The 21,501-nt window shown below is 71.0% G+C and carries 16 protein-coding genes and 2 pseudogenes; 7 read left to right on the forward strand and 11 right to left on the reverse strand.

Going from position 1 to position 21,501, the window contains the following annotated elements:
• Positions 1-34 precede the first annotated feature (34 nt).
• On the reverse strand, positions 35-925 hold the full coding sequence (locus tag OG329_RS17000) for a helix-turn-helix domain-containing protein (RefSeq protein ID WP_405796058.1): 891 nt from the start codon (positions 923-925) through the stop codon (positions 35-37).
• Positions 926-1,252: 327 nt separating this feature from the next.
• On the opposite strand from OG329_RS17000, the gene OG329_RS17005 reads away from it, so the two are divergent.
• Positions 1,253-1,747, forward strand: coding sequence for an ATP-binding protein (locus OG329_RS17005; RefSeq protein WP_031230204.1), 495 nt, complete (start codon positions 1,253-1,255; stop codon positions 1,745-1,747).
• A gap of 157 nt (positions 1,748-1,904) precedes the next feature.
• On the opposite strand, the gene OG329_RS17010 is transcribed toward OG329_RS17005, so the two are convergent.
• Positions 1,905-2,141 (reverse strand): DUF397 domain-containing protein, encoded by a 237-nt coding sequence (locus tag OG329_RS17010; protein ID WP_031230206.1) that lies wholly within the window; start codon positions 2,139-2,141, stop codon positions 1,905-1,907.
• A gap of 239 nt (positions 2,142-2,380) precedes the next feature.
• Here OG329_RS17010 and OG329_RS17015 point away from each other — a divergent pair, with 239 nt between their 5' ends.
• Positions 2,381-2,905 carry a hypothetical protein gene (locus tag OG329_RS17015; protein WP_405796059.1) on the forward strand — a complete coding sequence of 175 codons (525 nt, stop codon included), beginning with the start codon at positions 2,381-2,383 and terminating at the stop codon, positions 2,903-2,905.
• Between the two features lie 179 nt (positions 2,906-3,084).
• On the opposite strand, the gene OG329_RS17020 is transcribed toward OG329_RS17015, so the two are convergent.
• Positions 3,085-4,314: a DUF2786 domain-containing protein gene (locus OG329_RS17020; protein WP_405796060.1), complete on the reverse strand. Its 1,230-nt coding sequence runs from the start codon at positions 4,312-4,314 to the stop codon at positions 3,085-3,087.
• Positions 4,315-4,538: 224 nt separating this feature from the next.
• Between OG329_RS17020 and OG329_RS17025 the strand changes: the two genes are divergently transcribed.
• Positions 4,539-5,105: a sugar O-acetyltransferase gene (locus tag OG329_RS17025; RefSeq protein ID WP_405796061.1), complete on the forward strand. Its 567-nt coding sequence runs from the start codon at positions 4,539-4,541 to the stop codon at positions 5,103-5,105.
• A gap of 251 nt (positions 5,106-5,356) precedes the next feature.
• Here OG329_RS17025 and OG329_RS17030 read toward each other — a convergent pair whose 3' ends face one another.
• Entirely contained in the window at positions 5,357-6,271 is a 915-nt protein-coding gene (locus tag OG329_RS17030; protein WP_405796062.1) for an NADP-dependent oxidoreductase, read from the reverse strand.
• A gap of 195 nt (positions 6,272-6,466) precedes the next feature.
• On the opposite strand from OG329_RS17030, the gene OG329_RS17035 reads away from it, so the two are divergent.
• Positions 6,467-8,161 carry a bifunctional 3'-5' exonuclease/DNA polymerase gene (locus OG329_RS17035; protein ID WP_405796063.1) on the forward strand — a complete coding sequence of 565 codons (1,695 nt, stop codon included), beginning with the start codon at positions 6,467-6,469 and terminating at the stop codon, positions 8,159-8,161.
• 63 nt (positions 8,162-8,224) lie between these two features.
• On the opposite strand, the pseudogene OG329_RS17040 reads toward OG329_RS17035, so the two are convergent.
• From OG329_RS17040 to OG329_RS17055, 4 genes and pseudogenes are all read right to left on the reverse strand, one after another.
• Positions 8,225-9,244 (reverse strand): annotated as a pseudogene (locus OG329_RS17040) (RNA-guided endonuclease InsQ/TnpB family protein).
• Between the two features lie 217 nt (positions 9,245-9,461).
• Positions 9,462-11,009, reverse strand: coding sequence for a glycoside hydrolase family 3 protein (locus OG329_RS17045; protein WP_405796064.1), 1,548 nt, complete (start codon positions 11,007-11,009; stop codon positions 9,462-9,464).
• 256 nt (positions 11,010-11,265) lie between these two features.
• On the reverse strand, positions 11,266-11,907 hold the full coding sequence (locus OG329_RS17050; RefSeq protein WP_405796066.1) for a GNAT family N-acetyltransferase: 642 nt from the start codon (positions 11,905-11,907) through the stop codon (positions 11,266-11,268).
• Complete coding sequence (locus tag OG329_RS17055) at positions 11,852-12,412, reverse strand: hypothetical protein (protein WP_405796067.1); 561 nt, start codon at positions 12,410-12,412, stop codon at positions 11,852-11,854. The genes OG329_RS17050 and OG329_RS17055 overlap by 56 nt, the downstream gene beginning before the upstream one ends.
• A gap of 60 nt (positions 12,413-12,472) precedes the next feature.
• On the opposite strand from OG329_RS17055, the gene OG329_RS17060 reads away from it, so the two are divergent.
• On the forward strand, positions 12,473-13,189 hold the full coding sequence (locus OG329_RS17060; RefSeq protein WP_405796068.1) for a TetR/AcrR family transcriptional regulator: 717 nt from the start codon (positions 12,473-12,475) through the stop codon (positions 13,187-13,189).
• 55 nt (positions 13,190-13,244) lie between these two features.
• On the opposite strand, the gene OG329_RS17065 is transcribed toward OG329_RS17060, so the two are convergent.
• The 3 genes and pseudogenes from OG329_RS17065 to OG329_RS17075 form a co-directional block, all read right to left on the reverse strand.
• On the reverse strand, positions 13,245-15,686 hold the full coding sequence (locus OG329_RS17065) for an FtsX-like permease family protein (RefSeq protein WP_405796070.1): 2,442 nt from the start codon (positions 15,684-15,686) through the stop codon (positions 13,245-13,247).
• Between the two features lie 86 nt (positions 15,687-15,772).
• Positions 15,773-16,540: pseudogene (locus OG329_RS17070) on the reverse strand (ABC transporter ATP-binding protein); the annotation flags it as partial.
• Positions 16,537-17,061, reverse strand: a complete 525-nt coding sequence (locus OG329_RS17075) for a PadR family transcriptional regulator (RefSeq protein ID WP_405796071.1) — start codon at positions 17,059-17,061, stop codon at positions 16,537-16,539. The gene OG329_RS17075 and the pseudogene OG329_RS17070, both read right to left, overlap by 4 nt.
• Positions 17,062-17,221: 160 nt before the next feature.
• Here OG329_RS17075 and OG329_RS17080 point away from each other — a divergent pair, with 160 nt between their 5' ends.
• Both OG329_RS17080 and OG329_RS17085 read left to right on the forward strand, forming a co-directional pair.
• Positions 17,222-19,885: a polysaccharide lyase family 8 super-sandwich domain-containing protein gene (locus OG329_RS17080; protein ID WP_405796073.1), complete on the forward strand. Its 2,664-nt coding sequence runs from the start codon at positions 17,222-17,224 to the stop codon at positions 19,883-19,885.
• Positions 19,886-20,316: 431 nt separating this feature from the next.
• Complete coding sequence (locus OG329_RS17085) at positions 20,317-21,399, forward strand: LuxR C-terminal-related transcriptional regulator (RefSeq protein ID WP_405796074.1); 1,083 nt, start codon at positions 20,317-20,319, stop codon at positions 21,397-21,399.
• Positions 21,400-21,501: the final 102 nt, after the last annotated feature.

A 21,501-nucleotide genomic window follows, 5' to 3' on the forward strand; every position in this document is an offset into this window, starting at 1 on the left:
CGCCATTCGCACGGCTTCGGCCGATCGCGGCCGTTCAGGAGAGTTGCAGCAGACCCCGCAGCAGGTCACGGCTCTCGGCCGGCCCGAGGCTGTCCTCGTGCAGCCGGGTCATCACCCGCTCGTACTGGGTGACTTCCTCCCGCTTGTCGAGATACAGCGCGCTCGTGAGCTGTTCCAGGTAGACGAGGTCCGAGAGATCGGACTCGGGGAAGCGCAGCATCGTGAAGGCGCCGCTCTCGCCCGCGTGCCCGCCGAAGCTGAACGGCATCACCTGGAGCGTGACCGTCGGATGCTCGGAGATCTCGATGAGATGCGCCAACTGACCGCGCATCACGGCCCGGTCGCCGTACGGGCGGCGCAGCGCGGCCTCGTCCAGCACCGCGTGCAGGCGCGGGGCGCGCTCGGATACGAGCACCTTCTGGCGCTCCTGGCGCAGCGCGACGCGGCGGTCGATCTCCGCCTGGGGTGCGGTGGGCATGCCGCGCGTGACGACGGCGTGCGCGTACGCCTCGGTCTGCAACAGCCCGTGCACGAACTGGACTTCGTAGATACGGATCAGCGAGGCGGCGCCTTCGAGTCCGATGTACGTCTGGAACCAGCCGGGCAGCACGTCGCCGAAGCTCTGCCACCAGCCGGCGACGTTGGCCTCACGGGCGAGACCGATCAGGGACCCTCGCTCCATCTCGTCGGCGACTCCGTAGAGCGTCAACAGGTCCTCGATGTCCCTGGACTTGAAACTCACCCGCCCCAACTCCATACGGCTGATCTTGGACTCGGACGCGCGGATCGAGTAACCGGCCGCCTCGCGCGTGATGCCACGCGACTCACGCAGCCGCCTCAACTGCGAGCCCAGCAGTATGCGCCGCACCACGGATCCGCCCGGTTCGACTGCGGTCACGTCTCCAACCCTCCCCATACGGTCCATCTCCCACTATTTGTCCCTCGACGCCCTCGGAGCACCCCCGAACCCTGAGAGCCGGATTGTGCCATCAAACGCATCAGCCCGTACTCATTCGATTACAGAAATGAGACGCCTTTGGGAAGAGCGGGAAAGTGGTCGACAGAAGAAATAATCCGGAACACCACATCCTGGGCGAAGTCGGGCGCGTGCACGTGCATCTGCCCTTGCATCTGCTCTGCGCATTGGGAACCATGGTCCTCGCCGCACCTGCGTGCTCGTTCGTGTTTGACGTGTTGTGACGCTGTACCACCGCAGTATCGCTACAGCCGCGAATCCCGGGGAGTGCCTCGCATGGGGACGAATGGATCGACTGTGCTCGAGCCGTTAAGGCAGGGGCTTCCGCCGATCGATCCCGCAGCCGTCTCCAGCTCGGCGTCGTGCGCGTTGCCCGCCCGCTACGAAGCGGTGCGCGGGGCCAGACAATTCACCCGAACCACACTCTGTCAGTGGGAACTTGACGACCGGTTCGACGATGTCGCGCTGGTCGTCTCCGAACTCGTCACCAACGCGCTGCGCCACGCGCTGCCCTCGGACACCCCTCGCGAGCCCCAGGAACCGCCCGTACGGCTGCATCTGATGCGCTGGACGACCCGGTTGGTGTGCGCGGTGCGCGATCCCAGTCACGCGGGCCCCACGGCCCGCGAGTCGGACGAGGATTTCGCCGCGGAGTCCGGCAGAGGGCTGTTCCTCGTGGATTCGTTCAGCGATACGTGGGGCTGGCACCCGCTCGCGGGGTCGCTGCACGGCAAAGTGGTCTGGGCGCTGTTCCGGCTGCGGGCCGAATGACGAGGACCGAATCACGACGACGGCGACGGGCGGCTCGGTGACGGGCGGGCCGTACGGGTCGTGCGGGCCGTTCGGGTCGGCCGTGCGGGCCGGGAGGACCTTCTCGAGGGCCTGCTTGAGCGCCTTGAGGGTCCGGAGAACCCTTGAGGGCTCGGTCTCAGGCCGTCAGATGATCGAATTCCCCGTCCTTGACACCCGCCAGCATGGCCACGATCTCGGCCCGGGTGTAGACGAGGGCGGGTCCTTCCGGGTGGCGTGAATTCCGCACCGCCACGCCCCCGCCGGGCAGTTTGGCGAACTCCACGCAGGAACCCTGCGAATTACTGTGCCTGCTCTTCTGCCAGACGACTCCGTGAAGCTCGGTGGCCGCCATGCCGTTGTACGCGTGGTGCACAGGACGCTCCCCGAGTTGCATGGTGCAGGTGTCAACTAGCTCGGATCATAGCTGTGTTCACATGCCAATGCATGAGCAGATGCACGTGCACGGGGGGTGTTCCCTTGACTACAGACTCACGAACGGATGCTTCATTGATTGAGACGAACGGAAAGCCCTTTCGGTGCCACGAGTTCGGATACTCGTCCGGAACTCGCCGCAGCGGTACGCGCGGGCCGTCCTGGTAGCTTGGCGCGGTCTTGGAACTGAAGGGGGACCTCAACGTGCACAAGCTCGTACGGACCAGCGTCGCCGCGGCCGGACTCGTCGTGGCGCTCACTCTCACCGGTTGTGGCGGCGGCGACAGCGGTGACAGCGGTGACGACTCCGCCAAGGACAAGAGCTCCGGCGCGCCCGCCCCGAGCGAACCGGAAACCGGCGGCGACGAGTCCGCCCCGGCCGACGGAGCCGCGGCAGACAGCCTGGAAGGCACCTGGGCCGGGATGACGGAGGGCAAGGCCGTCGCACTGTCCGTCAAGGAGGGCAAGGCGGCCCTTATCGCCGATGAGCACATCTGCCAGGGCGACGTCCAGGAGATGGGCGGCGAGCCGATGCTGTCGCTCAAGTGCGCCGACGGGAACACCGACCGGACGATGGGGTCGATCGACTCCAACGACGGGAAGACACTGGTGCTTTCGTGGGGCGGCGGCACGAAGGACAGTCTTGCCAAGACGGATCCGGGCGCGCTGCCCGAGGGGCTGCCGACGGACATTCCGGTGCCGTGATGGAGACCGCTTTCCCCTCTTGAAGAGGGCGTCGGGTCCTGGTGGCGCGGCGACCTCTTTTAACGGCGCTCTCATTAGCCGCGCGCTTTCTTTATGAGGTGGTGCCGTCCCTTCCGGATTTGTGGGGCGGGCGGTGCCGTTCGGTTGACGAGGCGGTGCCGTGTCCGGCGGACGCGTGGTCAGGCTCCGGGGCTCAGCCTGCGGTTCGGGCCGCCGGCCCCGGTGTCGCCGGGTACCCGGGCCCGGTCCGCCGCCGCCGTACCGTGCGCCCAGCCCTCGCCGTCGCTCACACCGCGCACCCTCGTGCGCACCGTCTCGGGGAACATCCGCTCCGCGCGGTCGGCCACGGCCATGTCCCGTGCCGCCAGGACGGGCAGCAACCGGCCGCCCCCGGCGGTCTCGGCGGTCTCGGCGCCCGCCGCGTCGGTGGTGACCTGTTCGGCGGTGGCCGCGAGCCGTTCGCCGATCCGGTGGGCGTACGCCATGAGGAACGACTGCCGGAAAGTCTTCGTCCGTCTGCGGCCCGACGCCCGCTGGGCGGCTTCCGCACGGGTCATCGCGGCGGTCCCCTGCACGAGCAGCGACGTGTGCAGCAGCTCGACCACTTCCAAATCCGGCTGAAAACCGACCACGGTGGAGAAGCCGAAAGCGCTGTTCCACACCGACTGACAGCGGTTGGCGGACGCGACCGCGTCGAGCAGGATCGCCTTCGCCGTCTCGTACGGGGCGTCCACCCCGATCCGGCAGGCGGCCGGTACGTCGCCGCGGTGCGCGCGGTCGGCGAGCAGGGCCTCGTCGATGCTGTGCCGGGCCATCAGCTCCTGCGCCTTGGCGCTCAGCGCCTCGGCCTCGTCGGGGAAGTCGGTGCCCTCGGCCTTGGCGAGCAGGGCACGAATCCGGCTGAGCATGCGCGGCTCGCCGTCGACCGCCGGGAGATGGACGGGCGTGCCGGGCACCGGTCCCACGGCTTCGATCGCCGGGAGCCTGACGAGCAGCCGGTACAGCTCAAGAACGGTGGTCGCGTACGAGAAGCGGTCGGTGGAGCGGGGTGCGGAGCCGGTCTTGCGGTCGGCCTCGCGGTCCGCCGCGATTTCCGTGAGCTGGGCGTCCCAGCGTGGGGCCACCCGTTCGTACCGGACGGCCTCCGCCGTGATCAGTTCGGCGAGGAGGCGCGTGTGCGTCTCGTCCAGGTCGCGGCGTACGAGGCGTACGACGTCGGCGGGCTGCCAGCCGCGCTCCCAGGCCCGGCGCAGGAACTGTTCGCCCCGCCGGCGCAGCTCGGCGTCGGCCGCCGGGTCGGCGGCGAGCAGCGAGGCGGCGGTGTCCAGACCCCGGCCGTCGTCCGCCGACGCGTCGGCGTAGAGCGCGGCGGCGAACGCGCCGTCGACCGTGCCTGGCGCAGTCGGCATGGAACCGTCTCCCCTTACCCCTTGATCGTCCAACCCCTGGCCGTCGTGGCCGACGGGTCGTCGTCCATGGTCCCAGAAGGTGAGTTATCCACAGGCTGTGTATATCGAACTACTGCGCGACCTGCGCGGACTCGGGTCTGTCCACAGGGTGAGGGGCTTCCGGCACGCGATTCGGCGTACCGACCTACCGTGGTGGGACTCCCGACGAGAGGACACAGGCACACATGGGTGAGAACAAGCGGCTGATGCTGGCCGGCGAGTGGTATCTGCCGGACGACCCGGAGTTGGAGGCGGCGTCCCGGCGGCGGGCGGACCTGTGCTCCGCGTACAACGGGACGGGCGGGGAGGGACTGCCCGACGCGGCCGGCCGCGAGCGGATCCTGGGCGAGCTGCTGGGCTCGGTGGGTGAGGGCGTGCGGATCCGGCCGCCGTTCAATTGTGACTTCGGTACGTACATCAGCATCGGGGCCCGTACGTTCATCAACTTCGGCGCGGTCTTCCTCGACCCCGCGCGGATCACCGTGGGCTCCGACGTCCAGATCGGCCCGAACGTCCAACTGCTCACGCCGACGCACGAACTGGACACCGAGCGCCGCCGCGCGGGGTGGGAGCGGGCGGCACCGGTGACCATCGGCGACAACGTGTGGCTCGGTGGTGGCGTGATCGTCTGCCCCGGAGTGACGATCGGCGCGAACACGGTGGTCGGCGCGGGGTCCGTGGTCACGAAGGATCTGCCGGGCGGGGTGTTGGCGGTGGGGAATCCGGCGCGGGTGATTCGGGAGCTGGGGTGAGGGGTTGACCGGGTCCGGCCGGTGGGCCGGCTCGTCCTCAAGCGCCGGACGGGCTTGAAGTGCCCGCGTGCCCGCCGGGCGGGCTTGAGATGCGTCCGGCCCGGCGGATGGTGTCCTCAAACGCCGGACAGGCTTGAAGTAGCCGCGGGACGGCTTGAGATGCGTCCGGCCCGGTGAGTGGTGTCCTCAAACGCCGGACAGGCTTGGAATGCCGGCCGGGCGGGATTGAAGGGGCCGTCGGGCATGGGTGGTCAGGGCTTGATGATCAGTTTGCCGCGGGTGTGGCCCGATTCGCTGGCTGACTGGGCCTGGGACGCCGAGGCCAGCGGGTACGTCTGGGCCACCAGGACGCGCAGTGTGCCGTCCGCCGCGAGTCGGGCCTGTTCGGTGAGGCCCGCGCGCTTCTCCTCCGGGGTCGAGCCGCCGGAGGAGAACGGCACCCCGTGCTCGGCGGCCGTCGGGTCGGCGATCGTGATGACCCGGTCCGTCGTGCCGCCGCGCAGGGTGATCGAGTCCGGCAGCGCGCCCTTGCCCGCCGCGTCGAAGACCGCGTCCACGCCTTGGGGCGCGGCGGCGCGGACCCGTTCGACAAGGCCCTCTCCGTACGTCACCGGGGTGGCGCCGAGCAGCCGTACGTAGTCGTGGTTGGCCGGGGAGGCCGTGCCGACGACCTTCGCGCCACGCGCCGCGGCGAGCTGGACGGCCATCGAGCCGACCGATCCGGCCGCACCGTGCACGAGCAGGGTCTCGCCCTCCTTGACGGCCAGGGCGTCGAGCACCCGCCGGGCCGTCTCGCCGGCCACGGGCAGCGCCGCCGCCACGTCCCAGCTCAGCCCGGCGGGCTTGGGTACGACGTCGGTGGCCAGTGTGTACTGGGCGTAGGCGCCGTCGACGGACCAGCCGAGGACTTCGTCTCCTACGGAGAGCCCGATGACGCCGTCGCCGACCGCGTCCACGACCCCGGAGAACTCGCTGCCGGGGACGGCGGGGAACTCCGTCGGGAAGACCTCCACCATCCAGCCCTTACGGATCTTCACATCGGCCGGGTTGACCGCCGCCGCCCGGACGGACGCGCGGATCTGGCCCGGCCCCGGTTGCGGCTGCTCGATGTCCCTGAGCTGAAGCACCTCGGAACCGCCGAACTCCTCGAAAACGATCGCCTGCATATCAGCCTCCGTAGTCGCGAGCCCACCGCCGTCGCGGGGCGCTCGGCACTTCCTCGTATCCGTCGCGCTCAGTGTGGTCCGTTTGTCCGTCCTCTCGATGTTCGCTGCGCGGAGCCTCGTCCGCCTCTCGAATGTTCCCCAAGGGGCACTCCCGCAGCGGCCCCGTTGTCAGACCCTGCTGCGAGACTCGGATTCATGATCGGACGGTGGGCGGTGGCCCCGGCGGAGGGCGGCGGCGCGTGGCTCGCGCCGCTGGGGGCGGACGCGCGCCCCGCCGGTCCCGTGCTGCGCGAGCCCGATCTGGTCGAGGCGGTCAGGGCGCGGCTGCCCGAGGTCACGCGGTGGGTGTGGCGGTCCACCGCCGAGCTGGCGCCCCGGTTGCTGGCCGCCGGGGTCCGGGTGGAGCGGTGTTACGACATCGAGGCGGCGGAGCTGCTGCTCCTCGGCCACGAGGGGCGGCTCGGGGAGCCCCGGTCGGCTGCCGCCGCCTGGGCGCGGCTGCGGCAGGGGCCCGTACCGCCCGATCCGCCGCCGCGCATGGCCGAGCCGGGTTCGCAGTCCTCGCTGTTCGAGCCGCAGGCGGGGACGGAGGTGCCGTTCGAGGGTCTGCTGGAGGTGTACGGGGAGCAGCAGCGCAGGCATGACGAGGCAGAGAATCCGGGGCGGATGCGGCTGCTGACGGCTTCGGAGTCGGCGGGGATGCTGGTGGCGGCCGAGATGCATGAGGCGGGTCTGCCGTGGCGGGCGGATGTGCACCGCGCCCTGCTGGACGAGCTGCTGGGCGAGCGGTACGCGGGCGGGGGTGAGCCGCGGCGGCTGGCGGAGCTGGCCGACCGGGTCTCGGAGGCGTTCGGGCGGCGCGTACGGCCCGATCTGCCGGCGGACGTGGTGAAGGCGTTCTCGCGCGCCGGGTTCCAGGTGAAGTCGACTCGGCGGTGGGAGCTGGAGGAGATCGATCATCCGGCGGTCGCTCCGCTGATCGAGTACAAGAAGCTGTATCGCATCTGGACGGCGCACGGCTGGAGCTGGCTCCAGGACTGGGTGCGCGACGGCCGGTTCCGGCCGGAGTATCTGCCGGGCGGTACGGTCTCCGGCCGCTGGACGACCAACGGCGGCGGCGCGTTGCAGATCCCGCGCGTGATACGGGGAGCGGTCGTCGCCGACGAGGGCTGGCGGCTGGTCGTGGCGGACGCCGACCAGATGGAGCCGCGCGTCCTGGCGGCGATCTCCCGCGACCGGGGGCTGATGGAGGTCGCCGGGCATGACGACGATCTGTACAAGGTCCTGTCGGACCGGGCGTTCGCCGGCGACCGCGCGCAGGCGAAGCTCGCGCTGCTGGGCGCGATCTACGGCCAGACGTCGGGCGACGGTCTGAAGAATCTGGCCGCGCTGCGAAGACGGTTCCCGCAGGCGGTCGCGTATGTGGACGACGCGGCGCGGGCGGGCGAGGAGGGCAGGCTCGTACGGACGTGGCTGGGCCGGACGAGTCCGCCGGCGGCCGGTTCGGAGGACGGTGGCGAGGCGGGCATCCCGCAGGCGTCGTCCGACGAAGTGCCGTCCGGCGACCGCGAGTTCACGCCGGGGTACGCGTCCACGAACGCACGCGCGCGTGGCCGCTTCACGCGCAACTTCGTGGTGCAGGGCAGCGCGGCGGACTGGGCGCTGCTGATGCTGGCGGCGCTGCGCAGCGCCATCGCGGGGATGCGGGCGGAGCTGGTCTTCTTCCAGCACGACGAGGTGATCGTGCACTGTCCGCGGGAGGAGGCGGCGGATGTGGCGGTGGCGATCCGTGAGGCGGGTGAGCTGGCGGGCCGGATCGCCTTCGGGCAGACGCCGGTGCGGTTTCCGTTCACGACGGCCACGGTGGAGCGGTATTCGGACGCCAATTGAATCCTCCCCTTCCCGGAGGGAGGGGTTTCCTCACCCTCCAGGGCTGTTGAAGGGATTTCTGGCTCACGCTGCCGGGCGGGGCTGCGCCCCGCCCGGTCTTCCGCGATCAGCACCAGCCGGGTTGAGACCAGCCCGGACCGGCATCACGTGTGCGGAGTTCTTGTCCCTCGGGGACACGACTCCGCACACGGTGCAGGCATACGTTCGTTCCGACAGTGGCAGTGCGTGCTTGGTTCTCGCTCCGCACCGCGCACAGTCCATCGTGGTGTACGAGGGGTGGACCAGGTGCACAATGCGCCCGTGCTTGCGGCCCATCTCCACCAGGGCCGTCTTCGTAGCGCTGATCGCCGCGTCGGCCGCCTTGCGGGCCATGGTCGACCTGGCGACGAACTTCGGGCGGAAGTCTTCGACCGCGATGGCGTCATGGTCGCGAACCACGGACTTGGCCCACTTGCGGCCTCGCCGCCAGCCGCTTCGCCCGGCGATATCCCTTCGAACCGGCCCGCCCACACGCCGGTTTCCGGCGGGCCATCATCCGCCGGTAGCGGGCAAGATTCGCCGCCGACTTCGCACCGTGCCCAGCGTGCAGGAGGTCGTGAGCGTCGCTGGTGGTGGTCGCCGTCTCCTTCACACCCCAGTCGACACCGATCACCGCACCCGTTGCGGGCAGGCGCTCAACGGTGGCGGGCAGGACGAACGAGCAATACCAATGTCCGACGCTGTCCTGACAGACCCGCACACTCGACGGATCGGCCGGAAGATCCCGCGACCACACCACACTCGACGCGATGCCGCCCGCCAGGTGCAGCGTGCGGCTTCCCCTCCTTCAACCGGAAACCGTGCTTGGTGCAGTTCAGGCTCGCCCCTCGCCTCGCGCTTCTTCTTGAACCTCGGCATCCCGGCCCGCCGCCCCACCGGCAGCGGCTCCCCGATGTCCTTCCGCGCCTTCGCGCGGGACTTCCCGAAGTCCCGGATGATCTGCTGCTGCACCACCGAACTGCCCCCGCGCAGCCAGCCGTTCGCCTTGCGTGCTTCCGTCAGCATCCTGTCGAGCCGCGCCGGACCACAGGTGCGCTTGTCGATGCCTGCGGGCCGGGTCCCGTTCCACTGGTGCTGATCGTGGAAAACCTGTCCTTTTCCCAACAGAGTCCTGAAGGCCGGGGGAGGATTCACGTGGTGACCACACAGCCGTACGACGACGAAGTAGCAGCATGGCCTCAACTCACGCCTGAGACAAGGGCGTTGGGGACCTCCAGGTCTCCAACGCCCACCCCCGCGCAAGGCGCCCAAGTCCCCCAAGTCAGCGGCGCCCCGCCAGGAACTCCGCCGCCGCCACCCCCGAGACGCGCGTCGCGCCGTGGGTGACCAGATGGACGGCGCCCGGCGTCGCGCCGTTCGGGACGCCCATCTCCACGACCACCGCGTCGGGCCGGCTCCCCAGCAGCCGCGCCATCGCCGCCGACATCCATCCGTGCCGCGCCGCGTCACGCACCACGACGACCAGCGACCGCTCGGCGGCCGGGTCGAGCCCCTTGCGGTCCAGCAGATCGCCGGACTCCCTCAGGTCGGCCTCCGTCAGCCGTACGGAGGTGGTGCCGGGCAGCAGATCGCTCAGCGGAGCCGCGACGCCCCACGGGGTCTGTCCGTCGACGGCCAGGTTCATCGTCGGGGACAGCTCCACCACATGGGGCGCGCCGACGAGCGGCAGCACCGAGCCCCGGCCACGACCGGAGTCCTCCGTGCGGTCGCTCGGCCCGGTCACCACCCGCAGCGCGCGCCGGGCGGCGACGAGGCCGATGTCCGACGCGGCCTTGTCGGTGGCCACGGCGCGCGTACGGCTGCCGGACCAGGCGGCGAACTCGGCGATCCGCGCCGCCGCTTCACTGATCCGCGCCTCCGGAAGTGTGCCGTCGAGCACGGCCTGGACGAGGGCGTCGGCGAGCAGTTCGAAGGTGGCCTCCCCCGCGTGCTCGCCGCCGACGCACACCGCGTCGGCCCCGGCCTTGACGGCCCGCACGGTCGCCCCGTCGATGCCGTAGCGGGCGGTGACCGCGCCCATCTCGATGGCGTCCGTCACCACCAGGCCGTCGAAGCCCAGTTCGCCGCGGAGCAGATCCACGAGGATGCGCGGGCTCAGCGTGGCCGGCAGGTCGGGGTCGTACGCGGGCGTGAGCAGATGCGCGGTCATCACCACACGTACGCCCGCCTCCATCGCGGCGACGAACGGCGGCAGCGCGGTCGCGGCGATCTCCTCGGCGCTCCCCGAGACCTGCGGCAGTCCGTGGTGCGAGTCGACCGAGGTGTCCCCGTGGCCGGGGAAGTGCTTGGCGCAGGCGGCGACGCCTGCCGACTGGAGCCCGCGTACCCAGGCGGCGGTGTGCCGGGAGACGACGTCCGTACGGGCGCCGAAGGAGCGGGCGCCGATGACCGGGTTGAGCGGGTTGGAGTTGACGTCGGCGCTGGGCGCGTAGTTGAGGGAGATCCCGGCGGCGTGGAGTTCGCGCCCGATGTCACGGGCGACGGACTCGGTCAGATCCACGTCGTCCACGGCGCCGAGCGCGAGATTGCCGGGGCGCGAGGCGCCGGTCCAGGCTTCGAGCCGGGTGACGTCGCCGGCCTCCTCGTCGATGGCGATGATGAGGTCGCGGTTCTCCGCGCGTAGTTCGGCGGTGAGGCGCGCGACCTGTTCGGGGTCGACGATGTTCCGGCCGAACAGGACGACGGAGGTGAGACCGCCGTCCGCGATCCTGCCCCGGACCCAGTCGGGCACGGTCGTGCCCACGAATCCGGGCTGGAGCGCGGTCTCGGCGAGACGCCTCAGTCGGTCGTGACGGCTGCTCGGCTCCATGCGGGTCCTCCGAAGGCGTATCGCTCGGCCGGCTCAGCGAACCGCCCTTGAACTTGGTACAGGCCAATCGGATGTTGGCTTAGACCAATAGGCGTGTCAAGGAGGTATCGGGTTGCCGCGTTGTACGCACTCGACCCGTAAGCAGGCGGATTAAGCGGTTCATGAATATTTGGTGATACTTCGAGGGCGCGGCTGGGCAGGATCGGGGGTCGGGGGTACGGCCGCCCGGCGGGCGGGGATACGGCTACCCCCGGCGCTACAGCCCGAAGAGGGCCAACGACGGCTCCAGGCCGTGCAGTTCGACCGGGACGGTACGGTGCGCCGCCCACCCCTCGCGGTCCAGACGCAGCCGCCGCTGGGTGCGGGCCGTCCCCCGTACGGACACCACCGTCAGCCCGTCCGGGCGGTAACCGAGCTTCTCCGACACGCGCAGCGACCGCGCGTTGTCGGTCATCGCCGACGACGTCAGATACCGCGCCCCCAGCCCCTCGAACGCCAGATGCAGCACCGCCGCCCGCATCTCCGTACCGATGCCGCGCCCTTGATGCACGCGGCCCAGCCACGAGCCGGTCTGCGCCTCGCCGGTCACCGCGAAGTCGGTGGCCCCCAGGTCCTGGCGCCCGACGATCGTGCCCTCGCAGCGGACGGCCAGGCTCAGCGTCCAGTCCTGCGGCGTCCAGGCCGCCACGCTGCCGAGCAGATGCTGGAAGGTCGACCGCCCCCGGTCCGCGGGGCTCGCGTCCGTCCAAGGCCGGGAGAACGGCATCCAGTTCTCGTCGTGCACCCCGGCGGCGGCGACCGCCGCCAGCTCGGACAACTGCTCCAGATCCGGGAGCCGCAACTCAAGGTGCGGGGTGGTGATCCGCAGTCCGTACAGGGGCCAGATATGAGCTTCCATGACGGGATCCTGCCGAATCGGCGGCCGGGGCGTCGACCGGATTTCGTGCCAGGGTGATCCCGTAGACGATCAGCCGGACGACCCATATCAGCCAGCCCGTGAGTCCGAGGAGACCGAGCGGGCCGGAGTGGTCGGTGACCAGGGGGTGAGGGTGGCCGAAGCTGAACAGCAGCGCGGCGGAGAGCAGTCCGAGCCCGCCGTGCCATCGGGGGATGAGGCCGGAGCGCAGGCCGGCGACGGTCAGGCCGGCGACGGTCAGGCCGGCGACGGTCAGGCCGGCGACGGTCAGGCCGAGCAGGGCGAGTGCCAGGAAGGTGCCGTTGAGGGTGAAGAGGGCGTCGTGCAGCGCCCAGAGCCTCCCGGTCGCGCCGTCGCCCCCGCCCTCCCCGACATCGCGCCCGCCGTCCGGCCCGGCCGTCGAGGCGAGAGCGAGGCGGAGCGCGATGACTGCGGCGAAAGCGCGCCGTTCTGGAGGATCAGCCCGGCGAGACCGGCGAGGGACCACGCCTCCCCGCGCTCCCGCTCGGACCGCCGGAGCACGGCGACGACACCCGCGCCGAACAGCGTGGCCAGGATCCAGGTCAACGAGGTGAGCACGGACGCGAGAGCGACGGCGTCGCCGCCCATGTCCCCGCCGAAGAACTCGGTCACCTCGTCCGCGCCCCAGACGCGGGAGACCCGGGCCGGGATCGCCCGCGCCGCCCGGGAACTGTTCGTCTCCCAGGGCTGGTCGGCGACGACCGTGCGTGATGTGGCGCGCGAGGCGGGTGTGTCCGTACCCACGGTCTACGGGGCGTACGGGGACAAGGCGGGGCTCGTCAGGGCCCTGGCCGACGCCGCCGACCTCGCGGCGGACGTGCCGCGGATGCTGGCCGAGCTGGAGGAAGCGGGCCGGGAGACCGGGGCGGCGAGCGGTCCCCGGCGGCAGCTCGCCGCGATGGCGGCCTACGACCGGCGGCTGTTCGAGCGCGCCGGTGACGTGATCCTGCTCCTGCGCGAAGCCGGCCGCACCGAGCCCGCCCTCGCCGCCGGCTACCGCGAGGGGCGGCGCCAGGGCGACGAGACCCGGACCCAGGTGTTCTCGTCGTGGCCGGACGGACCGGACGGCGTGCTGCGGGACGGTCTTGACGTGTCGTCGGCCGTCGATGTGTACGCGGCGATGTGCAACATCGACGTGTACACCACGCTCACCGGGGAACGCGCCTGGTCGCCCGAGCGGGTCGAGCGCTGGTGGGCCGGCGCTCTCGGCCGCGAGCTGTTGCGCGGGGGCGGCGGCGTGTGAACCAGCCGGTACGGGGCGGGCTCGGCACCCGCCCCGCACCCCGTACCCCCCGCCGTCACTCCGTACGCAGGCCCTCCGGCCGCATCATCCGCCACAGCGGAGGCAGGCTCGCCAGCGTCACCAGCAGGATCACCGCAGCGCCGACCGCCGCGTACGGGACGAAGACCCACCAGTCATCGATCGACTTCCCGACGATGTCCAGCATGAAGTTCCCCAGGACCAGGCCGCCGACGACCGCGAGCGCGGTGCCCAGCACCACCGGTACCGCCGTCTGCCACAGCACCGACCAGGCGAGCGTCCCGCGCCGCGTACCGAAAGCCACCAGGACCGACAACAGCCTTCTGCGCTCGCGCAGTTGCTCGGCCTGGGAGACCAGCAGGCTCGCCGCGATCAGCGTCATCGTGAGCGTGCCGCCCACGAACAGCCCGGTCTGCACGCTCGCGTACTGCTTGTCGCGCTCCAGGTTCTTGAGCGCGTTGATGCGCAGCGTCGGGTCGATGTGCGCCGCCGTGCCGCGTACGTACTCCGCCGCGTCCGGCATCTTCGGGTCGACCTTGATCGATGCCTGGGTCGTGGCCGACGGCAGGGCGTGGGAGCCGAGAGCGCCCGGTGTGACGAGGATGCCGTCGTGCACGTCGCCCATCGGGTCGGGGTACGCCTGCACCGTGCGGGCCGACTTGGGCAGCGTCCACAGCGCGGGCTTGCCGGTCCGTGTCCCGTCGCCGCCGGTCAGGTCGATCGGCTTGCCGGGAACGGTGGCCTCGTCCGTACGACGGTTCTGCTCCTTGGCGGCGACCGACCCGCCGCCGATGTGCGAGACGAACGCGTCCCCGTCGCGGCAGGAGGGCAGCCGGGCGATCTCCTTCAGCGTGGCGCAGGTCCCCACGGTCAGGGTCGTGATCGGCTGCCAGCCGTGCTCCGTGGGGGCGCCGGTGCCCGCCACATAGGTCTCGACGGTGCCGATGACGTCGGTGACGCCCTTGGTCTCGCGGAAGTCCTGGATCATCCGCTCCGCGAGCGCGGAGCCGCCGACCTCGCTCGTGACATAGAAGTCCGCGCGGACGGTGTCCTGCCCGGTGATCTGGAGGAAGTCCTTCTGCATCGCACCGAACATCATCTGGAGAGCGATGGCCCCGGCCACCGCGACCGTGATGCCGCTCACCGCGCGCGCCGCCGTACCGCTGCTCAACTGAAGCCTGCGGATGGCCAGTTGCCAGGGCACCGGTCCGCCGCGCAGCCGTCCGACGGCCACTTCGACCAGCCAGGGCAGCAGCCCGGCGAGCCCGATCAGCACACAACTGGCGCCCACCACGATGGGAGCCGGCCCGACCCGTACCGTCATCTCGTCCACGCTCCCGCTCGACGCGAGAACGGCGACGCCGACGACGGGCAGCAACAGCCGCCACCACAGGCTGCGTCGGCGCGCACCGGTGTCGCGTTCGACGCCGAGCGGTTCGATCGCCACCGAACTCAGCGCGCTCTGGGTGACCAGAACGGCGGCGACCGGCACCGCGAGCACGACGAACAGGGCGAGCGAGGGCAGCGGGGCCACGTCGGCCGGGAAGGTGCTGACCCCCCAGAGCCGTACCCGACCTACGATCTGACGGAGGATCAGAAACAGTACGGCCCCGACCGCCAGCCCGAACACCGCGCCGCACAGGGTCTCCCCCGCCGCGATCCGCCGCACCGTCCTGGCATCGGCCCCCACCAGCCGCAGCGCGGCCAGCCTGCGGTCCCTGCGGTCGCTGCCGAAGCGGACGGCGGTGGCGATGAAGATCGCCACCGGCACCAGCAGCACCACGCACATCAGGATGACCAGCACCATCAGCAGCGGATCGAAGGGCGCGGCGGACTCCTTGATGCCGTAGCCGGACGAGCGGATGCCGACGCCCTCGACGGTCAGCGTCGAGCTGCCGGTGTAGAAGCGCAGCTCGCCGGGGTCGATCAGACCCGCGTCGCCGACCGTACCGACGATCCGTTCGTCCAACCGCTGTGCCAGCAGCGCGCCTTCGGACGACCCGAGCAGTTCGCGCAGCGCGGGCGAGACGACCATCTCGCCGGGACCGGGGATCTTCGCGACGCCGGGCGGCGCCGGCGCGTTGGCCCCCTCCGGGCGCAGCAGCCGCCCGGTCACCGGCTCGCCCCGGTATTCGGTGCTCGCCTCGGCCCACAGGAAGGTCGTGTCCGTGATGCCCTTGCCGGGCTTCTGCGAGGTGGCGTTCGTGGTGTCGCGCGCCTGGGCGCGGCTCTCGCGCGCGTCGAGAAGGTGCGGTACGGCGGCGGCGGCGAACAGCAGCGCGACGCCGAGGCCGACACCGAGGGCGGTCAGCGCCGTACGGGCCCAGCCCTCCCGCCCGCCGGACACGGCGAAGCGCATGCCGAGCGCGAGGTCCCGCGCCCAGGCGGGGACGCCGCTGGGAGCGGCGGTGGCCGGGGACGGCGGGCGGGGCGGGGAGAGCGGGGACGGCGGGGGCGACTCCCGGTCGAGGAGCGTCATGCCGCGCGCCCCACGCCGCCGGCGGTGCCCGGTCCCCCGCCAAGTCCCCCGTCAAATCCCCCACCAAATCCCCCGCCACCGAGGTAGTGGTCGATGTCGCGCGTCTTCCCGTCCCGTACGACGACCTCGCGGTCGGAGTACGCGGCGACCCGCACCTCGTGCGTGACCAGGACGACAGCCGTGCCCGCCGACCGTGCGGCGCCGGTCAGCAGCTCCATCACACGCTCGCCGTTGAGCGAGTCGAGCGCGCCGGTCGGTTCGTCGGCGAACAGCACGCGCGGCGACGTGACGAGCGAACGGGCGACGGCGATGCGCTGCCCCTGGCCGCCGGAGACCTCACCGGGGCGCTGCGCCCGTGCGTCGGCGACCTCCAGTCGTTCCATCCACTCCAGCGCGATCCGCTCCGCCTCCTTGCGGCGGGTGCCGCTCAGCCGCAGCGGCAGCGCCACGTTCTCCAGACAGGTCAGTTCGGGTACGAGCCGGCCGAACTGGAAGACGAAGCCGAAGTCCGTACGGCGCAGGGTGCTGCGCGCGCTGTCGGACAGCTCGGTGACGTCGCGGCCCTGGTAGGCGATGGTCCCGGAGTCGGGGCGCACGATGCCGGCGAGGCAGTGCAGCAGCGTCGACTTGCCGGATCCCGACGGGCCCATGACGGCGACGACCTCGCCCGCGTGGATGGAGAACGAGGCGCCGTCGAGGGCGGGGGTGCTGCCGTACGTCTTGTGCAGGTCGTACGCGGCGAGCAGCGAGCCCTCGGGGGCGGGCGAGGAGTTGGGCTTGGGCGCGGGGTTGGCCGCGGAATTGGGCTTGGGCGAAGGGTTGGGCTTGGGCGCGGGGTCGGGCGCGGCGTTCATCGGCGTATCTCCTCGGCGAGCTTGTCCAGGCGGGCGGCGGTCAGTTCCAGCCAGCGCAGATCCGCCTCCAGGTGGAACAGCGCGTGGTCGCAGATGAGCTGGTCCGAGAGATCGCCGTGCCGCTTGCGCTCGGTCAGCACGCGCATCAGCCGCAGATGCTCGGCCCGCTGCGTGTCGAGCAGATCGGCGGCGCTGCGGCCGGTGAGCAGCGCGATGACGACCTTCGTGTAGAGGGTCGACTGGAGATACGGCTCCGGCTTCTCCGGCTGCGCGAGCCAGCGCTCGACATCGGTGATGCCTGCTTCGGTGATCGCGTACCGCTTGCGCTCGGGTCCCCCGCCGGCCTCCATGCCGTCGACCTCGACCAGCCCGTTCTTCAGCAGCCGGGACATGGTCGAGTAGACCTGTCCGTAGTGCAGGGGGCGATCGTGGCCGAAGGAGTCGTCGAAGGCGCGTTTCAGGTTGTAACCGTGCTGGGGGCCTGATTCGAGGAGCCCGAGGAGGGTGTGACCGATTGACATGGCGGACACTCTACACACGACGTATACATGCCGTGTATAGCGGGGTGGGCGGCCGTACGCGACGGGGCGGGCAACGGCCGTTCCTCGCCGATTCATTGACACGCGCAACCCCGGTTGTTTGGATGCGGCAAGCGCTTTCTGGCCGATTTGGAGCACTCCCTTGCAGCTCTCGCGCCGCACCCTGTTGACGATGTTGCCCGCGTCCGCCCTGCTGGCCGTGGCCGCGCCACTGCGCGCCCAGGCCGCCGGGCGGCCGGCCTCCACAACGGCCTCCACAACGGCTTTCGCGACGGCGGACCGCGCCGCCGAGCCCGGCGCCAACCACGCCGCGCTCCTCGCCAACACCCTCGCGATCTTCGCCGGCACCGCCGAGTCCAACGCCCGCCCCGAGACGGCCGCCAAGCTCGCCGCCCTCACCGCGACGGCACGCACCCGGCTCACCGCCCTCGACGCCGCCGGACCCGGGGAACTGTTCAAGGGCGTCGCCCTCGGCACGAGCGACGCGAACCTCAACACGTCGTACCAGTACCTGTACGAGATCGCCCTCGCCACCCGTACCCCCGGCCCCGACGCCTCGGACCTCCGGGACAACGTGAGCGTCCAGCGCCGTGTCATCGACTGCCTGGTGCTGCTCCACGACACGTACTACGGCGACCAGTCCAAGGGCTACTACGGAAACTGGTTCAACTGGGAGATCGGCATCTCCGCGAGCGTGAGCAAGACCCTCGTCCTTCTGAAGGACCAACTCGCCGCGTACAAGCCGGAGCTGACCGCCACCTACCTCGCCTCGATGGACGCCTATCTGCGCAACGGCAAGGACGGCGACGTCGACCTCGACTCGCGCTTCCACACCGGCGCCAACCTCGCCGACATCACCACCAACCGCATCCTCCAGGGCGCCGTCACCGGCGACGACGCGCGCGTCGTCAAGGCGGTCGCCGACCAGTTGACGGTGTACGCGACGGTCGATCCGTACAACCCGCGGCACGGCGTCACCGACGGCTTCTACGCCGACGGCTCCTTCATCCAGCACGACTCGGTCGCCTACACCGGCTCGTACGGGAAGGTCCTGCTCACCCGCGCCGTGCAGACCGTCAAGATCCTCGAAGGCACGGACTACCTCGGCAACGGGACCGGCACCGGAAGCGCGGACCTGGTGGCCGTCGTGCAGGGCTGGGTGGCCGAGGGCTTCGCCCCGCTCATCTTCGAGGGCTGGATGATGGAGGTCGTCAAGGGCCGGGGGGTGTCGCGGACGGCGACCGGATACACGGACGTCGCCGTCGTCGTGGAGGCCGTTGTCGATCTGTCGGGACACGCGAGCGGGGCCGACGCGACGGCGCTGGCGGGGTACGTGAAGTTCGTCCGGCAGACGTCGAAGGCCGCGCTCGACCCGGCCGTCTTCGTCTCACCGGTCAGCGTCGCGCGCTACGCCGACATCCTCGCCGACACGTCCGTACCGGCCGTGGACCTCGGGGACGCGCAGAGCCACACGGCGTTCAACGCGATGGACAAGACCGTGCACCGGCGGCCCGGTTACGCGTTCGCGCTGGCGCGCAGCTCCGACCGGATCAGTAAGTACGAGTACATGAGCGGCGAGAACCTGATGCCGTGGTTCCAGGGCGACGGCGCGCACTATCTCTATCTCGCGGGCCAGGACCAGACCCGGTCCTTCGGCATCGACTACTACACGACCGTGTCGCCGTACCGACTGGCCGGCGTCACCGCGCCCGTGGAGACCCGTCGCACGGTGCCCGAGCTGTACGGCACCGCGTGGTACGACAACCCGGCACGCGGCTTCACCTCGTCCTCCGAGTCGCAGAACACCTACGTCTACTTCCCGCGCGGCACCAACACCCTGTCCGGGGGCGCCCGCCTCGGCGCATACGGCGCGGTCGGGCTCGTGCTGGGGGACGACGTCGCGTACGCCGCGAAGCAGGCGGGCGAGCTGCCGGACGACTTCGTCGCTTACCGCAACGCCACCGCCACGAAGTCGTGGTTCATGCTCGACGACGAGATCGTCGTCCTGGCGGCCGGGGTCGGCGACGCGGCGGGGCGCGCGGTGGCGACCACACTCGACAGCAGGATCGCCGCCGCGTCGGACGCCGTCACGGTGACGGGGCGGCTGCGGGACGGCGCGGGGTGGTCGGGGAGCGGTACGGCTCCGGGGCCGGTGGCCTGGCTGCGGTACGCCGACGCGGGGCAGGGGGTGTCGGTCGGGTACGTGTTCCTGGACGGGGACGGGGACGGGGACGAGGACAGGGACGGCGGTCTTCCGACGGTCGCGCTCGACACCGTCGCCAGGAGCCGCCGCGTTGTACGCACGTCCAACCCCGACACCCCGGTCACCAAGCGGGTGTTCTCGCTGTCCGTCGAGCAACCGGCGGGCGCGCGGCGGCTGTCGATGGCCCACGCGCTCGTACCGAACGCCACGGAGCGGCAGTTGAAGGCGTACGGCGCGGGGCGCGGGCAGCTCTCGGTGGTGGCCAACACCACGCGCGTGCAGGCCGTCGAACACCGTGGTCTGTCCCTCCTCGCCGCCAACACCTTCACGCCCGGCACGCACCGCGCCGACGCGGGGCACCGGCTGTCGATCGACGGCGCCGCGTCGGTGATCCTGCGGACGGCGCGCGACGGGACGGTGTCGGTGGCGGTGTCCGACCCGACGATGGGGCGGAAGGCGGTGTCGGTCACCGTGCGCGGCCGTTGGCTGCGGGCGGTGTCGTCGGACGACGGGGTGCGCGTGCGGAAGGTTCCCGGGGGGACGCGGATCGACGTCGACACCCACCAGGTGCATGGGCGCAGCTTGACGGCGCGGCTGCGGTAGCCCGGGACCGGGGGTGTTGACCGGGTCCGGCCGGTGGCCGCTTCGCGGCGGTGCAGATCGAGTCCCGTGGGTTGTCGGGCAGTTCGCTTCCCCAGATGCGTTCCATCAGCACCGTGTCCGTCACGACGGTGCGCGGCTGCCAGGCCAGTGACGCGAGCAGGGCGCGGGCACGGGCGGACGGCAGTGGAAGTGTGCGCCCGCGGTCGGACAGTTCGATCAAGCCCGGAAGCCGCACGTTCATTGTCTCCCCCTCGACGGTGAACTGCCCTCCGCCTGTCGCCTGTCCTGGCTCCGAGGGCCTGTCGAGTGGATCTGGGCCGTCCGAGGCGCAAGCGGCCGGTGAGAAGTTAGGCTGGCTGGTCCCGCAGCCTGGATCAAGAAATACGGCTGTTCAGACGTCGGAAGTTCCGGGATTCGAAGGCACAGAAGCGATGACGGCTGAGACGAACGCGCACGCGAACGTGAACCCGAACGCGAACCCGAGGCCGAACTCCAAGGCGGCGAAAAAAGACGCGGACGCGCGTGCGCACATCCGCGCGGACACCGGCGCGGTCGACATCGACTCGATCCTGCCGCCCGAGTCACGGGCGCTCTACGCGCGCCTCGTCGCGGGCGAGACCGTGCGTTCGCCCGACGAACCGGGGATGGCTCCCCTCCTCGCGCTCGGCGCCGTCCTGGCCGAACCGCTCGGCGGCCACGTCCCGGTGAGTCTGGACAGACTGGAGCGCCGGCTGCGCGCGTCCGTACAGGGTGAGCTGGCACGCACCGCCGCGCGCCTCGAGGAGATTCCCGCCGTGCTCGGCGAACTGCGCTCGCACCAGCCGTCGATGGTCGAGTCCCTGCGGGCCGGGTCCCAGTACATATTTGGGGTCAGGGCCGCCAACCGCCAGATCGGCGAGTCGGCCGAGGAGGCCCGTGAACTGCTCGCCGCCCAGCCCGGACACCGTACGCGGTTCGTCCTCACGGAGGCGTACAACCGCGACTTGGCCGCGCTGAGCAGGGGTGTCAGGTTCCGCACGCTGTATCACGTGAGCGCCCGCACCAACCCTCTCGTACGGGAGCGGGTCGCCGTCATGGGGCCGAAGGGCGCGCTGTTCCGCACCCTGGCAAGGCCGTTCATGCGCATGCTCGTGTTCGACCGGAAGGTCGCCTTCTTCTCCGACCATCTGGACGGGCGCCCGGACTCGGCGGGCGCGTGGATGGTGCGGGACCCGGCCGTCTGCGCGCATCTGGCCGAAGCCTTCGAGAAGGAGTGGACCCTCGGACAGGAGTGGCACACGTCGGAACGGCCCGCGGAGGTCACCGCCGGCAGCGCCGTGAGCACCCAGCTCCAGCGCACGATCCTGCGCGCGCTGGTCGCCGGGCAGGACCAGCAGCAGATCGCGACGGCGCTGGGCTACAGCTCGCGCACCATCAACGTCCATCTGACCAATCTGCGCACCGAGTTGGGCTACGCGACGGTCTACCAGCTCGTCCACTGGTGGGCGACGTCGCCCGAGCAGGACCTGGACTGAACAGGCGGCCCGAGCCGGGCGTGATCCGGGCCTTGGCCGGATCCGGCGCCCGACGGCGACTTTCGGCCAACGATTCAGGTCGCGCCGATTCACAGACAACCC

The sequence above is a fragment of the Streptomyces sp. NBC_01506 genome (genome assembly GCF_045040295.1).
Classification (GTDB): Bacteria; Actinomycetota; Actinomycetes; order Streptomycetales; family Streptomycetaceae; genus Streptomyces.

What these genes read in the sequence shown, in the direction of transcription:
- OG329_RS17065 (WP_405796070.1), bottom strand. Translation starts at nt 15,686, where the DNA reads ATGACGCTCCTCGACCGGGAGTCGCCCCCGCCGTCCCCGCTCTCCCCG.
- OG329_RS17050 (WP_405796066.1), bottom strand. Translation starts at nt 11,907, where the DNA reads ATGGAAGCTCATATCTGGCCCCTGTACGGACTGCGGATCACCACCCCG.
- OG329_RS17000 (WP_405796058.1), bottom strand. Translation starts at nt 925, where the DNA reads ATGGACCGTATGGGGAGGGTTGGAGACGTGACCGCAGTCGAACCGGGC.
- OG329_RS17075 (WP_405796071.1), bottom strand. Translation starts at nt 17,061, where the DNA reads ATGTCAATCGGTCACACCCTCCTCGGGCTCCTCGAATCAGGCCCCCAG.
- OG329_RS17025 (WP_405796061.1), top strand. Translation starts at nt 4,539, where the DNA reads ATGGGTGAGAACAAGCGGCTGATGCTGGCCGGCGAGTGGTATCTGCCG.
- OG329_RS17005 (WP_031230204.1), top strand. Translation starts at nt 1,253, where the DNA reads ATGGGGACGAATGGATCGACTGTGCTCGAGCCGTTAAGGCAGGGGCTT.
- OG329_RS17035 (WP_405796063.1), top strand. Translation starts at nt 6,467, where the DNA reads ATGATCGGACGGTGGGCGGTGGCCCCGGCGGAGGGCGGCGGCGCGTGG.
- OG329_RS17085 (WP_405796074.1), top strand. Translation starts at nt 20,317, where the DNA reads ATGACGGCTGAGACGAACGCGCACGCGAACGTGAACCCGAACGCGAAC.
- OG329_RS17030 (WP_405796062.1), bottom strand. Translation starts at nt 6,271, where the DNA reads ATGCAGGCGATCGTTTTCGAGGAGTTCGGCGGTTCCGAGGTGCTTCAG.
- OG329_RS17020 (WP_405796060.1), bottom strand. Translation starts at nt 4,314, where the DNA reads ATGCCGACTGCGCCAGGCACGGTCGACGGCGCGTTCGCCGCCGCGCTC.
- OG329_RS17045 (WP_405796064.1), bottom strand. Translation starts at nt 11,009, where the DNA reads ATGGAGCCGAGCAGCCGTCACGACCGACTGAGGCGTCTCGCCGAGACC.